The sequence below is a fragment of the Streptomyces sp. HB132 genome, from assembly GCF_016909575.1.
Lineage (GTDB): Bacteria > Actinomycetota > Actinomycetes > Streptomycetales > Streptomycetaceae > Streptomyces.
Window position 1 is genome coordinate 34805 of record NZ_JAFBGA010000016.1, and the last position, 14299, is coordinate 49103.

Here is a 14299-nt window from a genome sequence, read left to right on the forward strand (position 1 = left end):
GCGCGAGGGTACGCGCTCTACCCGAGCCGGATGCTGTCGCCCTCGACGGTGATGCGCTCGGCGGGCAGCGGACGCGTCGCCGGGCCGTTCTCCACCGCGCCGTCCTCGATGCTGAACCGGCTGCCGTGGCACGCGCAGTCGATCGTGCCGTCGGTGACCGCGGCGACGACGCAGCCCGCGTGGGTGCACACCGCGGAGAAGGCCCTGAACTCGCCGGCGGTCGGCTGGGTGACCACGACCTTGCGGTCCCTGAGGATCATCCCACCGCCGGCCGGGACGTCGGAGGTCCGGGCCAGCTCCCCGTCGGAGGTCCCCGAAGGCTGCGGGGTCTTCGGGGCGGTGCTCCCGTTCCCGTCGCCGGACGAGCCACAGCCGGTCCCCAGTGCGGCGGCGCCCGCCGCGAGAACCGTCCTTCGCCGTGTGTTCATGGCTCTCCTCGCGTGGTGGCCGATTGAGAGGCATCGTGGCGCCGCGTGCCGCCCGGACGAAGCAACCGGGCGGCGGATGCGCCCGGGCGGGTGGCGGCATCGAGGTTTCCTGTACGGTTGTCCAGGAAGTGTTCCTGGACGGTTGTCCAGGAAGTCGATTCCCAGGAGGCCGCACGCCATGCAGACCGCCGCCCAGGCACTGGTAGCGCTCGTCGCGCTGATCCACGCCTACTTCCTCGTCCTGGAGATGTTCCTCTGGGACACCCCGCGCGGCCGTAAGGCCTTCGGCACCACCGAGGAGTTCTCCGGGGCCAGCGCCACCCTGGCCGCCAACCAGGGGCTGTACAACGGGTTCATGGCCGCCGGGCTGGTCTGGAGTCTGATCGCGGGCGACCCCGTCTCCCACCAGGCGCAGATCTTCTTCCTGAGCTGCCTGATCGTCGCCGGGGTGTACGGGGCGGCCACCGTCAGCCGCAAGATCCTGTACGTCCAGGCGGCGCCGGCCGCCGTGGCCCTCGCACTCGTCCTGTCGGCGGGCTGAGCCGCATGACGCCCGCGGTGACGGACGGCAGCGGCGACCCGCGCACCGCGCGCACCCGCGGCAGGCTCCGCGAGGCGCTGCTGGAGGCCTGCGCGGAGCGGCCGCTGGACCGGATCGGCGTGGCGGACGTGGCGCGCCGGGCCGGTGTCGGGCGCGCCACCCTGTACCTGCACTACGACGATCTGCGCGCCCTGGCCGTGGACGCCTGCGCCGACGTCGTACGGGAGGCCGTCGAGGCCCTGCACGCCTGGGGCCGCACACCGCCCGGCCCGGACGCACCGCCGGAGGAGCTCGCCGCCCTGCTCCGTGGGATCCGCGGCCGGGCCGAGGTCTACCGGAGCCTGCTCGGGCCCGGCGGCGGCCCCCTCGGGGAACTGCTGCACCAGGAGCTCCGGCAGTACAGCCTTGAGGAGCTGCGCCGGCGCAGGCCGGCCGGGAGCGGTCACGACCTGACCGCGAGCGCCGTCGCGGGGCTCTTCACCGGGATGCTCGCCGACTGGGTCCACGACCGTACCGACGCTACCCCGGAGCAGCTCGCCGGGCGGATCTGGCGCACGCTCCTCGCCGTGCACGCCGCCGCCGCGTCTCACGGACAGGGCACGGTGACCACCGGCCCCTCCGCACCTCTAGGCTGAACGAGCACGCGGAACGAGGGAACGAGGGGTACGACGTGGCGGTACGGGCAGTTCGTGGAGCCGTCCAGCTGGAGCGGGACGAAGCCGGTCACATGGGCGAGCGGGTGAGCGAACTGCTCACCGCTCTCCTGGAGCGCAACCAGATCGTCGCGGACGACCTGATCAGCGTGTGGTTCACGGCCACCCCCGACCTGCACAGCGACTTCCCCGCGGCCGCCGCCCGGGGCCTCGGCATCGTCGACGTACCGCTGATCTGCGCCCAGGAACTCGACATCGCCGGGGCCATGCCCCGGGTGGTCCGCATAATGGCCCATGTGGAGACCTGTCTCTCGAAGGCAGAGATCAGCCACGTCTACCTCGGCGCCACCGGCGCCCTCCGCAAGGACATCGCCCAGTGAGAACCGCCCTCGTCATCGGAACCGGCCTGGTCGGCACCTCCGCCGCCCTCGCCCTCGCGGGGCGTGGCGTGCAGGTGCACCTCGTCGACCGTGACCCGTCCTCGGCCCACACCGCCGCCGCACTGGGCGCGGGTACGGACGAGGCTCCCGAAGGGCCCGTCGACCTCGCGGTCGTCGCCGTCCCGCCCGCCCACACCGCGTCCGTGCTCGCCGCGGTCATGCGTGACGGGGTGGCCCGCGCCTACCTCGACGTCGCCAGCGTCAAGGGCGGCCCGCGCCGTGAGCTGGAGGCGCTCGGCGTCGACCTCGCGCCGTACATCGGCACGCACCCGATGGCAGGGAAGGAACGCTCCGGCCCGCTCGCGGCCACCGCCGACCTCTTCGAGGGCCGTCCCTGGGTGCTGACGCCGACCCGGGACACCGACACCGAGGTCCTCAACCTGGCCCTGGAGCTGGTCGCGCTCTGCAGGGCCGTCCCGGTCGTCATGGACGCCGACGCCCACGACCGCGCCGTCGCCCTGGTCTCCCACACCCCGCAGCTGATCTCCTCGATGGTCGCGGCCCGTCTGGAGGAGGCCGACGAGACCGCGGTGCGCCTGTGCGGGCAGGGAATCAGGGACGTCACCCGCATCGCGGCCTCCGACCCCCGGATGTGGGTGGAGATCCTCTCCGCCAACCCCGGCCCCGTCGCCGACGTGCTGGCGGGCGTCGCCGCCGACCTGGACGAGACGGTCCGGGCGCTGCGCGGCCTGCAGTCCGCCGACGAGGACGAGCGCCGTACGGGCACCGAGGGCATCGAGGACGTCCTGCGCCGCGGGAACGCCGGCCGTGTCAGGGTCCCCGGCAAGCACGGTGCCGCCCCGGCGGCGTACGAGATGGTCGCCGTACTCATCAGCGACCGGCCCGGCGAGCTCGCGGCGATCTTCGCCGACGCGGGGCGGGCGGGGGTCAACATCGAGGACGTGCGCATCGAGCACGCCACCGGGCAGCAGGCCGGTCTGGTCCAGTTGATGGTCGAGCCGAGTGCCGCACCCGCACTGAGCGCGGCCCTCAGCGACCGGGGCTGGTCGATCCGCCCGTGACGGGCCGCCGGGGCGGGCCCCGGCGACAGGGGTGCAAAGACGCTTCGCGCACTCGGTAACCTTGGGGGAGGCCGTCCCGTGGCCCCGCTCCGCCCGCCCCCGTGTACCAGGAAGGTGTCCACCACCGTGGAAACCGTAAGCGCCGCCGCCCGGACCGCCCCGGCCCCAGTGATCGTCGCCATCGACGGCCCCTCCGGCACAGGCAAGTCGAGCACCTCCAAGGCCGTCGCCGCCCAGCTCGGCCTGAGCTACCTGGACACCGGCGCCCAGTACCGGGCGATCACGTGGTGGATGCTGGACAACGGCATCGACGTGGCGAACGCCGCCGAGATCGCCACCGCCGCCGCCAAGCCGGTCATCGTCTCCGGCACGGACCCCACCGCCCCGACGATCACCGTCGACGGCGAGGACGCCTCCGGCCCGATCCGTACCCAGGAGGTCACCTCCAAGGTCAGCGCCGTCAGCGCGGTGCCCGAGGTGCGCGCCCTGATCACCGAGCTGCAGCGCACCATCGCCAGGGAGGCCGGGCGGGGCATCGTCGTCGAGGGCCGCGACATCGGCACCACGGTGCTGCCCGACGCCGACATCAAGATCTTCCTGACCGCGTCCCCGGAGGCGCGCGCCGCACGCCGCAGCGGTGAGGTCAAGGGCTCCGACCTGGCCGCCACCAGGGAGGCGCTGATCAAGCGGGACGCCGCCGACTCGGGCCGCAAGACCTCGCCGCTGGCCAAGGCCGGTGACGCCGTCGAGGTGGACACCACCGACCTGACCCTCGCGCAGGTCATCGAGTGCGTCGTCACCCTCGTCGGGGAGAAGCAGGCCGCGAAGTGACCGAAGCCACCGCCGCGCCGACGCTGCGCGGAGCGGCCGTCGGGCGCGGGATCGGCATCGGGCTCATGTACGGGCTGTTCAGACCTCGTGTGCTCGGCGCGTGGCGCGTCCCCACCACCGGACCCGTCATACTCGCGGTGAACCACGCGCACAACCTCGACGGGCCGATGCTGATGGGTACGGCGCCCAGGCCCGTCCACTTCCTGATCAAGAAGGAGGCGTTCGTCGGCCCCCTCGACCCGTTCCTGCGAGGAATCGGGCAGCTGAAGGTGGACCGTACGACCGTCGACCGCAACGCCATCACGCAGGCACTGGGCGTGCTGGGCGACGGCGGGGTCCTCGGGATCTTCCCCGAGGGCACCAGGGGTGAGGGAGACTTCGCCTCCCTCCGCGCCGGGCTCGCGTACTTCGCGGTGCGCGGCGGGGCGCCGATCGTCCCCGTCGCGGTCCTGGGGAGTACCGAGCGCCGTGGACGGCTGGTCTCGGCCCTCCCTCCGCTGCGCAGCCGGGTCGACGTCGTCTTCGGCGACGCCTTCCAGGCCGGTGACGGCAGCGGGCGGCGCACCAGGAAGGCGCTGGACGAGGCGACGCTGCGCATCCAGGGCGAGCTGACCGCCCACCTGGCGAACGCCAGGCGTCTCACCGGACGCCTGTGACACTTGAGTAGTGGGCCGCGCCATCGTGGCCCATCGATGATGATGCAAAGAGGAACGGACTTCATGAACGACCAGATTCACTCCGGCGGCTCGGACCACGAGCACGGAGCACTTGGCGATGCCGAGTACGCGGAGTTCATGGAGCTCGCCGCGCAGGAGGGGTTCGACCCCGAGGAGGTGGAGGGCGCGATCGGTGAGGCCGGTCACGGACCGCTTCCCGTGCTCGCCGTCGTCGGCCGCCCCAACGTCGGCAAGTCGACCCTGGTGAACCGGATCATCGGCCGCCGCGAAGCCGTCGTCCAGGACAAGCCCGGCGTCACCCGTGACCGTGTCAGCTACGAGGCCGAGTGGGCCGGCCGCCGCTTCAAGGTCGTCGACACCGGCGGCTGGGAGCAGGACGTGCTGGGCCTCGACGCCTCCGTCGCCGCTCAGGCCGAATACGCCATCGAGACGGCCGACGCGGTCGTCTTCGTGGTCGACGCCACCGTCGGCGCCACCGACACCGACGAGGCCGTCGTCAAGCTGCTGCGCCGCGCGGGCAAGCCCGTGGTCCTCTGCGCCAACAAGGTCGACGGGCAGAGCGGGGAGGCCGACGCCACCGCGCTCTGGTCGCTCGGCCTCGGTGAGCCGCACCCGGTCTCCTCCCTGCACGGCCGCGGCACCGGCGACATGCTGGACGCCGTCCTGGAGGCGCTGCCCGAGGCCCCGGCCCAGACCTTCGGCACCGCGCTGGGCGGCCCGCGCCGCATCGCGCTCATCGGCCGCCCCAACGTCGGCAAGTCCTCCCTGCTGAACAAGGTCGCCGGCGAGGACCGCGTCGTCGTCAACGCCCTGGCCGGGACCACCCGCGACCCGGTCGACGAGCTGATCAAGCTCGGCGGCATCACCTGGAAGTTCATCGACACGGCCGGCATCCGCCGTAAGGTCCACCTCCAGGAGGGCGCGGACTACTACGCCTCGCTGCGCACCGCGGCCGCGGTGGAGAAGGCGGAGGTCGCCGTCATCCTGATCGACTCGAGCGAGTCCATCAGCGTGCAGGACCAGCGGATCGTCACCATGGCCGTGGAGGCGGGCCGTGCCATCGTGATCGCCTTCAACAAGTGGGACACCCTCGACGAGGAGCGCCGCTACTACCTCGAGCGCGAGATCGACACGGAGCTCGCGCAGGTCGCCTGGGCCCCGCGCGTCAACGTCTCGGCCGTCACCGGCCGGCACATGGAGAAGCTGGTACCGGCGATCGAGACCGCGATCGAGGGCTGGGAGACCCGCGTCCCGACCGGCAGGCTGAACGCCTTCCTCGGTGAGATCGTCGCCTCCCACCCGCACCCGGTCCGAGGCGGGAAGCAGCCCCGCATCCTCTTCGGCACCCAGGCGGGCACCAAGCCGCCGCGGTTCGTCCTCTTCTCGTCCGGCTTCCTGGAGCACGGCTACCGCCGCTTCGTCGAACGCCGTCTGCGCGAGGAGTTCGGCTTCGAGGGCACTCCGCTGCACATCTCGGTGCGGGTGCGCGAGAAGCGCGGCCGCAAGAAGTAGGAGTACGGCACGGCGAAGCCCCGGACCACCCGCGCGGAGCGGGGGGCCCGGGGCTTCGCCGTGCCGTTCAGGCGTCCGTGGACCCGGGGGGCAACGCCGCGGGCCGGGCGGGGCCGGCATGCCGGCCGACCCGCTGCCAGGAACCGGGGTTCCCGCCGCCCGCGCCCTGGCTTCCCTGAGCGTTCGCCGCCGAACGTCTGTTCAGCGGTGCACGGCTGCCGAACATCCCGATGCCGAAGGTCCTGAAGCCGAGATTCTCCTCACCGGTGCGATCCCCGGGAAGCGCCCGGAACGATCGCCTGTACTCGGAGTACAGGGCGTCGTAGATCGGGGTCGGGGACTTGCCGCCCGAGGGGTCCTGCGACGGGCGCATGGCCGGAATCGGGGTCTGCTGCTGGCGAGGAGGGTCGTATGAGTGCACGTAGGTGCCAACGACCTCACCGCCCGTCGGATGCGGGCCGGGCGGAGAAAACGCTGTTCGGCGTGCGGGGGAGGGCAGGACCGGCACGGTCAGGTACCGGCGAGCGGCATCGTCGCGGCGACCAGGAGGCCGTTGACCGCGGCCTTGTCCAGCGCGTCACGGAGCAGGTCCTCGCGCGGCTGCTGACCGATGGAACCGGCCGGCGCGGCGAAGACCAGCACGCTGTGCGACTTGTTGGCGGCCGTCCGCCAGCCCTCGGTGACCTGGAGCGGCTGGTGGGCCTGCCACCAGGCGACCGGGCTGCCGCCGCCGGCGCCCGGCTGCAGCACGGCGTGCAGCTGGCCCATGGCCAGGAGGACCGACCAGCCGGGGAGGACACCCGGCAGCCGGTTCAGATGCGGCGTGGGCAGGAAACCCTGTTCCAGCAGGAGTTGGAGGAACTGGTCGCCGCCGCTGCCGTCGGTGCCGGGCCGGGCGATCGGCCCGGTGGGCTCGACGACCAGGGCCGGACGGAGGTCGTCCTCGATCAGGACGAGACCGCTGGTGATGCCGAGGACGGCCTGTTCGGGCATGAGGCCCTCCGGATTCTCCGGCTCGCTGCCGGTGATGGACCGCACGGCGCCCTGGAGCTGGTCCTCCGCGACCTGTACGACCTGCGAGGGGATGCAGGTCGCATGGGCGAAGGCGAGCACGGCGGTCTCGTCGCCGACGAAGAGCACCGTGCTGGTGCGCTCCTGGCCGGAGTCGCCGGGGGTGCGGCACGAGGTGCAGTCGTAACTGCCTGGGGCACTGTCGCCGACGAGCAGCCGGTCGGCTTCGGCATCGCCGATCTCGGCGCGTACGTCCTCGCTGACGTCGAGCATGCGCGGCACGGGTGGCTCCTCGAACTCGGTGCGTGGGCCGGGCGGTTCCCGGCTCATGAAGAGACAACGGAAGACCCGGCGCCGGGGTCACGCGCGAAACGGGAGATTAAGCGCCGGAGTCGGCGGGCCTGCGGACCTGAAGAACGCGCAGGTGATTCGGAGCCGAACATTCCGCGTAAGGGCCCCTGATGCACGGTCGGCCGTTCGAAATGTCACGGGTTTGTGCGACTCCTGTTCGAATGCTGTGCCGTCTCCTGACGCCGCGTAAGGTCCGTTGCAGACCAGTCGAACAGGGGAAACGACTACGTAATGCACATTTCATTTCTGCTCCACAACGCGTACGGCATCGGGGGAACGATCCGTACCACCTTCACGCTCGCCGGGACCCTGGCCGAGCAGCACGACGTCGAGATCGTCTCCGTCTTCCGGCACCGTGACGACCCGAAGCTGGGGGCACCCGCCGGCGTACGGATGAGCCACCTCCTCGACCTGCGCAAGTCGAGCCCGGGATACGACGGGGCGGCGGCCGACCACGCCAGGCCCGCGTCCGTGTTCCCGCGCGGCGACAGCAGGCACCGCCAGTACAGCAGGCTCACCGACAGCCGCATCGAGGCCTGTCTGGGCGCGCTGGAGGCCGACGTCGTCGTCGGTACGCGTCCCGGTCTCAACGTCCACATCAGCCGGCAGGCGCGGCGCGGACCGGTCCGTGTCGGCCAGGAGCACCTGACCCTGGAGAGCCACGGCTACCGGCTGCGCCGGGAGATAAGCCACCGGTACGGCCTGCTCGACGCCGTCACGACCGTCACCGAGGCCGACGCCCGGGACTACCGCGCCAGGCTGCGGCTGCCCGGGGTGCGGATCGAGGCCATCCCGAACAGCGTGCCGGAGCCCGCCGGCCCGCCCGCCGACGGCGACGCCAAGTGGATCGTGGCGGCGGGCCGGCTGCACCGGGTCAAGCGGTACGACGTACTGATCCGGGCCTTCGCCCGGATCGCGGCGGTGCGTCCCGAGTGGCGGCTGAGGATCTACGGCGCCGGGGACGCGTCAGGCAACGAGCAGCAGGCCCTGCGTGCGCTCGTCGACGAGCTGGGGCTCCGGGAGCGGGTGCTCCTCATGGGATCGGTCGCCCCGATGGAGGCGGAGTGGCCCAAGCACTCAATCGCGGCAGTCACCTCCGAGCGGGAGTCGTTCGGCATGACCATCGTGGAGGCGATGCGCTGCGGGGTGCCGGTCGTGGCGACCGACTGCCCGCACGGACCCGCCGAGATCATCGACGACGGTACGGACGGGCGGCTGGTGCCGCTGGGGGACACCGGTGCCTTCGCGAAGGCCCTGCTCGGCCTGATCGACGACGACGCCCTGCGGCACCGGATGGGCCGGGCCGCCCTGGCCTCCGCCGCACGGTTCGATCCGGCGCCGATCGCCGAGCGGCACGAGAAGCTCTTCACCGAGCTCGCCGCCCGCAGTGCGGGAAAGGGATCGAGGGGTGTGCTGCGCACCGCGTTCCACCGTTCCAGGGGCGGTGTCCTGGACGGCGCGTACGCGGTGCGTGACAAGGCGGCGGGGGTGATCCGCCGGGGCCGGGCCTGACGCGGGGTGCCCGGACCGAGGTCCGGGCACCGTATCCCGGACCGCTGTATTCCGGATGGCGTGACGGTCCGGGGCCTCTCCGACGGGGACCTGCGGGCGCGGGGTTCCGGAAAGTAAGGCCCGCATAAGAGCAGGTTAATTCCAGGTGGCGCGCCCGTGGATTCCCCTTCGCGGGAAGCACGGAAAAGCGGATGGCGCGCAGTCGCCACTCTTCCGTAATTCCCTCCGGGGACCCCGCGGGGGATATCGGGCGGGTGCCACGGAATTCGGCTCGCGTGCCGCCGGACCGCCGTTCGGGTGAAGTCGTCGGGCGTATACGCCCGTGGGGATCCTGTGACACAAGCGTGACCGCCGAGGTACACGCAGATGCACCGGACCCGCGGGCACGACCGCTTCCGCCACGGCGCCGGGCGGCCTACGGTGAGAGGTATGGCATCTGTACCGACCCCTTCCGCCCAGCCGGACGACGCCCCCGAGTCCTACGTCGGCCTCGACGCCGAGACCGCCGAACGGCAGGCCAGAGCGCGTGGCTGGAGCACGGTCCGGGCTCTCCCGCCCGGCACCGTCATCACCATGGAGTTCCGTGGCGGACGCATCAACTTCGAGGTGGACGCCTCGACCGTGACCCGCTGCTGGGTCGGCTGAACCCGGCCCCCCACGAGCGAAGGCCCCGACGGGAGTCGGGGCCTTCGCTCGTGGGGGGATGGACGGTGTTGTCCGTTCCCGCAGGTCAGGGGGCGACCGGACCGCCCGCCACCGGGCGGGGCGGGCCCGCGCTGTTCCGCGGTGAGCGGTCGGCGTGCGGCGGTCGGCGCGAGCCGCCCGGCGTCAGCGGCGGCCGCTCCGCCCGGACGGGGTGCGCCCGGGTCCTGGCAGCCGTACCCGGATGACCCGCCGGTCCCGCCGTCCCGGGCGCCGGTCCTCGGTCCGCGGCACTCCGGGGGCCCTCCGCGCCCGCCCCCAGCGCCTGGTGCAGCATGACCGGCTCCGGCGCCGCAGGAGCCTCAGGAGCCGCGGGAGCGGACTTCCTGAGCCGGCGGCGGGCCCGCCACTGCTCGCGCACCGAGAGGACGAGGACCTCGGTACGTGTGATCAGCGGCTCGAACCAGGGCAGTGCCAGCAGGATCAGCAGGCCGGCCGCCCAGCCCAGCAGGACGTCGCTGAGCCAGTGGGTGCCGATGTAGACGGTGGTGAGCCCCACGCCCAGGGAGACGAACGCGGACAGGGCCGAGAGATAGCGCCTGGCGCGTGGGGTGGTGGCCAGATAGGCGAGGATTCCCCAGGTCACCACGGCGTTGGCGGTGTGTCCCGAAGGAAATATATCGCCGCCGGCGAAGAGCTCCGCGGAGCCGATCTCGGTGGCGTAGTGCGGGCCGAGCCGCCCCAGGCCGAGCTTGACCGCGCCCACCGAGAGGTTGAGCAGCAGCAGGGAGGCGCCCAGCGTGAGCAGCGGGCGCAGCGTGTGCTGGCGCCACGAGCGCCAGCCGAGCCAGGCGGCGACCATCACGGCGGTGGGGCCACGCTGGCCGAGCACGACGTAGTAGTCGAGGAAGGCGTGGAGTTCCGGCCACTGCTGGTACGGGCGGAACAGCATGACCTTCCAGTCGAGGGCCACCAGCCAGGACGAGACCAGCACGGCAAGGACGATGGCGAGATAGAACGCCAAAGTCCCGCCGAAGAGAGCGATGCGGTGACGGCTCATCCGCGGGGTCTCTATCTTCGGCGGTTCCGGCTCCCGGTCCAGACGGGCAAAGATGTCGGTACGCACGCAATGGACGTTACAGCGAGTGAGTGTGTGATCCGGCCGATCCCGCGTCTTTGTGATGACGATGTGATGTGGACTTTGTCTCAGACGCGCATCCATTCCCCGTGTCCCGGGGAATGGATGCGATCGATCGGATATTCGTTCCGGTCGCTATTCGTAGAAATGTTTGAGGCTCGATGAAATGACGCACTGTGGCGGCGCCGCGAAGTGGTGAGGCCATTCGGAGGGGGGCCGTCGGCCGTCGGCGGGCGCGTCGCCGTGGCGCCCGTGCGGCGGTCCGGGGGTCACCACGCGTGCGGACCGCACGTGGACGGTGAAGTGGTGTACGCCACACCCGGTGGCTCGTGAACGTATGAGCTGCGCCACGCGTGACCACCTGGAACTCGCGTACGCTGACGGCTCACTCGCCCGTCGATGCCGGGCCCGGGGGCGCGCCGTGAGCCGGATCCCCGGAGGTCTGCCGAGCGCGAGGGACTCAGTGTGGGAGGTACGTACATGACCGGGACGTCCACGGCCGTGAGCAGGCTGCGCGGAGCAGCCGACGGTGCCAACCGCTGGGTCGTCCTGATCGTCCTCTGCCTCAGTCTCCTGCTCGTGGCGCTCGACGCGACCGTGCTGCACGTCGCCGTCCCCGCCGTCACCGAGGACCTCAGGCCCAGCGCCGTCGGCTTGCTGTGGATCGTGGACGCCTACCCGTTGGTCTGCGCCTCCCTGCTGATCCTCTTCGGCACGCTCGGTGACCGGATCGGCCGACGGCGCGTCCTCCTCTTCGGTTACGCGCTCTTCGGGGCCGCCTCCGCACTCGCCGCGACGGCCGATTCGCCCGGTGTGCTGATCGTGGCGCGTGCCCTGCTCGGTGTGGGCGGCGCGATGATCATGCCGGCCACGCTGTCGATACTCCGCCAGGTCTTCCCCGACCGCCGGGAGCGCGCCCTGGCCATCGGCATGTGGACCGCGGTCGCCGCGGTCGGCGCCGCGGCAGGGCCGGTCGTCGGCGGCTTCCTCGTCGAGCACTACTGGTGGGGTTCCGTCTTCCTCATCAACGTCCCGCTCATGGCGCTGATACTCCCGGCCGGGAGATGGCTGCTGCCCGAGTCCCGCGGCGACAGCGAAGGCCCCTGGGACGTGCTCGGCGCCCTGATGGCCGCGGCAGGCGTGCTCGGAGTCGTCCTCGGCATCAAGCGGATCGGTGGCGGAGAGGGGCTGCTGAACCCCGCCACCCTCGCCCCGCTGCTCGCCGGGGCCGCGCTGCTCGTCCTCTTCGTCCGCAGGCAGAAGCGGCGCAGGCACCCGCTGATCGACATGGCGATGTTCTCCCGGCCCGCCTTCACCACCGCGGTCGGCTGCATCGTGCTCGCCATGCTGGCCCTGGTCGGCCTGGAGCTGATCGCGGTCCAGTACCTCCAGCTGGTCCTGGACCTGAGTCCCCTGGAGACCGGTCTGCGGCTGCTGCCGCTGACCTTCGCCGCCATGGCGGCCGGCGCCACGGGTTCGTACACCCTGAGCCGTGTCGGTCCCCGCCGGATGGTCGGCTGGGGCTTCGTGCTCACGGCGGCCTCGGTGCTCCTGCTGACCCTGATGGGCCAGCACGACCGGCCCGTGCTGCTCACCGTCGGCTTCGTGCTGCTGGGCTTCGGGCTGCAGTCCACCCTCTTCGGGGCGTACGAATCGATGCTGAGCGAGGTCCCCGCCGAGCGGGCGGGAGGCGCCGCCGCGATCGGTGAGACCTCCTACCAGCTGGGCGCGGGCCTGGGGATCGCACTGCTCGGCAGCGTCATGAACGCGGCCTACGCCCCCGGGCTCTCCCGGCTCCACGAGGAGGGCGTGCCCGCCGCCGCGGGATCGGCCGCGTCGCGTTCGCTGGGCGAGGCCTACCAGGTGGCCGGCCGGCTGGGCGGCCCCATGGGGGACCTGCTGCGGAACACGGCCCGGCACGCCTTCGTCGACGGTCTTCACATCACGCTGCTGGTCAGTGCGGGGCTGCTGCTGCTCGGGGCGCTGGCGGCGCTGCGCCTGCCGCGCGTCATGGACTGTCCCGACGTCGAGGACGCCTGCCGGGAGCCCGCGGCCACCGTGCCGGAACAGGCCACGGGGCGCGAAACCGCCGGCTCCCCGCCCCACCGGGAGGCCCGCCCGGCCCCGGCGCCGGACGCCCAGGGACGCGGGGTTTCCCTTCCCGGCCGGCGCGAACCCGCCGAGGCCACGGGCTCTGGACGGGCGGCACGCTGAGCCGTAACGTCGGCACGGCGCCGTAACTACCACTGCTAGTTTTAGTACCGTGGCGCGTTTCTGTACCGTGCGAGCCGCCGGAGGCACCCATGTCCACCACCGCGAACCCGTCCAGGCCGTCGGAGCCGTCGAGGCGGCAGCCGTTCGACCCGGGTGACCCCCTCGGCATCGACGACCTCCTCGACCCCGAGGACCTCGCGATCCGCGACACCGTCCGTACGTGGGCCACCGACCGGGTCCTGCCGCACATCGCCGAGTGGTACGAGAACGGCGAGCTGCCCGGCATCCGCGAGCTGGCCCGCGAACTGGGCTCGCTCGGCGCGCTGGGCATGTCCCTGGAGGGATACGGCTGCGCGGGAGCGAGCGCCGTCCAGTACGGCCTGGCCTGTCTGGAGCTGGAGGCCGCGGACTCCGGCATCCGCTCCCTGGTCTCGGTCCAGGGCTCCCTGGCCATGTACGCGATCCACCGCTTCGGTTCCGAGGAGCAGAAGGAGCGTTGGCTGCCCGGCATGGCGGCCGGCGAGACCATCGGCTGCTTCGGCCTCACCGAGCCGGATCACGGCTCCGACCCGGCGGGGATGCGGACCCACGCCAGGAGGGACGGCGAGGACTGGATCCTCACCGGCCGCAAGATGTGGATCACCAACGGGTCGGTGGCCGGGGTCGCCGTCGTGTGGGCGCAGACAGACGAGGAGGGCGGCGGCTCGGGAATCCGCGGCTTCGTCGTGCCGACGGACAGTCCTGGCTTCTCCGCACCCGAGATCAGGCACAAGTGGTCGCTGCGCGCCTCCGTCACCAGCGAGCTGGTCCTCGACGGCGTACGGCTGCCCGCCGACGCGGTCCTGCCCGGGGCCACCGGGCTTCGCGGCCCGCTCAGCTGCCTCAGCCACGCCCGCTACGGGATCGTCTGGGGGGCCATGGGCGCGGCTCGGGCGAGCTTCGACGCCGCTCTGGACTACGCCAGGTCCCGGGAGCAGTTCGGCAGGCCCATCGGCGGATTCCAGCTCACCCAGGCCAAGCTGGCGGACATGGCGCTCGAGCTGCACAAGGGCATCCTGCTCGCCCACCACCTGGGCCGCCGGATGGACGCGGGCACGATCCGCCCGGAACAGGTCAGCTTCGGAAAGCTCAACAACGTGCGGGAGGCGATCGAGATCTGCCGCACCTCGCGGACGATTCTCGGCGCCAACGGGATCTCGCTGGAATACCCGGTGATGCGTCACGCGACGAATCTGGAGTCGGTGCTCACCTACGAGGGAACCGTGGAGATGCACCAGCTGGTGCTGGGCAAGGCGCTCACCGGCCTGGACGCCTTCCGGTAGGCCTC

At 72.0% G+C, this 14299-nt stretch carries 15 protein-coding genes; 11 read left to right on the forward strand and 4 right to left on the reverse strand.

From position 1 onward, the window contains the following. Positions 1 to 17 precede the first annotated feature (17 nt). Positions 18 to 428, reverse strand: coding sequence for a Rieske (2Fe-2S) protein (locus JOC24_RS27190; protein ID WP_205023044.1), 411 nt, complete (start codon positions 426 to 428; stop codon positions 18 to 20). 178 nt (positions 429 to 606) lie between these two features. Between JOC24_RS27190 and JOC24_RS27195 the strand changes: the two genes are divergently transcribed. The 7 genes from JOC24_RS27195 (at position 607) to der (ending at position 6104) form a co-directional block, all read left to right on the forward strand. After that, positions 607 to 969 carry a DUF1304 domain-containing protein gene (locus tag JOC24_RS27195; protein ID WP_205023045.1) on the forward strand — a complete coding sequence of 121 codons (363 nt, stop codon included), beginning with the start codon at positions 607 to 609 and terminating at the stop codon, positions 967 to 969. Between the two features lie 5 nt (positions 970 to 974). Continuing rightward, on the forward strand, positions 975 to 1604 hold the full coding sequence (locus JOC24_RS27200) for a TetR/AcrR family transcriptional regulator (protein ID WP_205023046.1): 630 nt from the start codon (positions 975 to 977) through the stop codon (positions 1602 to 1604). A gap of 35 nt (positions 1605 to 1639) precedes the next feature. Next, positions 1640 to 2002 (forward strand): chorismate mutase, encoded by a 363-nt coding sequence (gene aroH, locus JOC24_RS27205; protein ID WP_205023047.1) that lies wholly within the window; start codon positions 1640 to 1642, stop codon positions 2000 to 2002. Continuing rightward, complete coding sequence (locus JOC24_RS27210; RefSeq protein WP_205023048.1) at positions 1999 to 3084, forward strand: prephenate dehydrogenase; 1086 nt, start codon at positions 1999 to 2001, stop codon at positions 3082 to 3084. Before aroH ends, JOC24_RS27210 begins: the two co-directional genes overlap by 4 nt. 114 nt (positions 3085 to 3198) lie before the next feature. Continuing rightward, positions 3199 to 3915: a (d)CMP kinase gene (gene cmk / locus JOC24_RS27215; protein WP_205023049.1), complete on the forward strand. Its 717-nt coding sequence runs from the start codon at positions 3199 to 3201 to the stop codon at positions 3913 to 3915. Then, positions 3912 to 4571, forward strand: coding sequence for a lysophospholipid acyltransferase family protein (locus JOC24_RS27220; protein WP_205023050.1), 660 nt, complete (start codon positions 3912 to 3914; stop codon positions 4569 to 4571). The genes cmk and JOC24_RS27220 overlap by 4 nt, the downstream gene beginning before the upstream one ends. 63 nt (positions 4572 to 4634) lie before the next feature. Beyond that, complete coding sequence (gene der / locus JOC24_RS27225; RefSeq protein ID WP_205023051.1) at positions 4635 to 6104, forward strand: ribosome biogenesis GTPase Der; 1470 nt, start codon at positions 4635 to 4637, stop codon at positions 6102 to 6104. 67 nt (positions 6105 to 6171) lie between these two features. Here the strand turns inward: der and JOC24_RS27230 are convergent, their stop codons facing one another. Both JOC24_RS27230 and JOC24_RS27235 read right to left on the reverse strand, forming a co-directional pair. Further along, positions 6172 to 6477, reverse strand: coding sequence for a hypothetical protein (locus JOC24_RS27230; RefSeq protein WP_205023052.1), 306 nt, complete (start codon positions 6475 to 6477; stop codon positions 6172 to 6174). A 137-nt stretch (positions 6478 to 6614) separates the two neighbouring features. Further along, positions 6615 to 7397: a hypothetical protein gene (locus tag JOC24_RS27235; protein WP_205023053.1), complete on the reverse strand. Its 783-nt coding sequence runs from the start codon at positions 7395 to 7397 to the stop codon at positions 6615 to 6617. A 300-nt stretch (positions 7398 to 7697) separates the two neighbouring features. On the opposite strand from JOC24_RS27235, the gene JOC24_RS27240 reads away from it, so the two are divergent. Both JOC24_RS27240 and JOC24_RS27245 read left to right on the forward strand, forming a co-directional pair. Beyond that, positions 7698 to 8978, forward strand: a complete 1281-nt coding sequence (locus JOC24_RS27240) for a glycosyltransferase family 4 protein (RefSeq protein ID WP_205023054.1) — start codon at positions 7698 to 7700, stop codon at positions 8976 to 8978. Positions 8979 to 9407: 429 nt separating this feature from the next. Continuing rightward, positions 9408 to 9623, forward strand: a complete 216-nt coding sequence (locus JOC24_RS27245) for an I78 family peptidase inhibitor (RefSeq protein ID WP_205023055.1) — start codon at positions 9408 to 9410, stop codon at positions 9621 to 9623. 85 nt (positions 9624 to 9708) lie between these two features. On the opposite strand, the gene JOC24_RS27250 is transcribed toward JOC24_RS27245, so the two are convergent. After that, the gene (locus tag JOC24_RS27250; protein WP_205023056.1) at positions 9709 to 10746 is read right to left on the reverse strand and encodes a phosphatase PAP2 family protein; all 1038 of its coding nucleotides are present in this window, start codon (positions 10744 to 10746) and stop codon (positions 9709 to 9711) included. Between the two features lie 492 nt (positions 10747 to 11238). On the opposite strand from JOC24_RS27250, the gene JOC24_RS27255 reads away from it, so the two are divergent. After that, positions 11239 to 12972, forward strand: coding sequence for an MFS transporter (locus tag JOC24_RS27255; RefSeq protein WP_205023057.1), 1734 nt, complete (start codon positions 11239 to 11241; stop codon positions 12970 to 12972). Positions 12973 to 13061: 89 nt separating this feature from the next. Next, complete coding sequence (locus JOC24_RS27260; RefSeq protein ID WP_205023058.1) at positions 13062 to 14294, forward strand: acyl-CoA dehydrogenase family protein; 1233 nt, start codon at positions 13062 to 13064, stop codon at positions 14292 to 14294. Positions 14295 to 14299: the final 5 nt, after the last annotated feature.

Bases quoted from the DNA above. Each gene is read 5' to 3' on its own strand.
- JOC24_RS27190 (WP_205023044.1), bottom strand. From the start codon at position 428: ATGAACACACGGCGAAGGACGGTTCTCGCGGCGGGCGCCGCCGCACTG.
- JOC24_RS27195 (WP_205023045.1), top strand. From the start codon at position 607: ATGCAGACCGCCGCCCAGGCACTGGTAGCGCTCGTCGCGCTGATCCAC.
- JOC24_RS27200 (WP_205023046.1), top strand. From the start codon at position 975: ATGACGCCCGCGGTGACGGACGGCAGCGGCGACCCGCGCACCGCGCGC.
- der (WP_205023051.1), top strand. From the start codon at position 4,635: ATGAACGACCAGATTCACTCCGGCGGCTCGGACCACGAGCACGGAGCA.
- JOC24_RS27230 (WP_205023052.1), bottom strand. From the start codon at position 6,477: ATGCGCCCGTCGCAGGACCCCTCGGGCGGCAAGTCCCCGACCCCGATC.
- JOC24_RS27240 (WP_205023054.1), top strand. From the start codon at position 7,698: ATGCACATTTCATTTCTGCTCCACAACGCGTACGGCATCGGGGGAACG.
- JOC24_RS27245 (WP_205023055.1), top strand. From the start codon at position 9,408: ATGGCATCTGTACCGACCCCTTCCGCCCAGCCGGACGACGCCCCCGAG.
- JOC24_RS27255 (WP_205023057.1), top strand. From the start codon at position 11,239: ATGACCGGGACGTCCACGGCCGTGAGCAGGCTGCGCGGAGCAGCCGAC.
- JOC24_RS27260 (WP_205023058.1), top strand. From the start codon at position 13,062: ATGTCCACCACCGCGAACCCGTCCAGGCCGTCGGAGCCGTCGAGGCGG.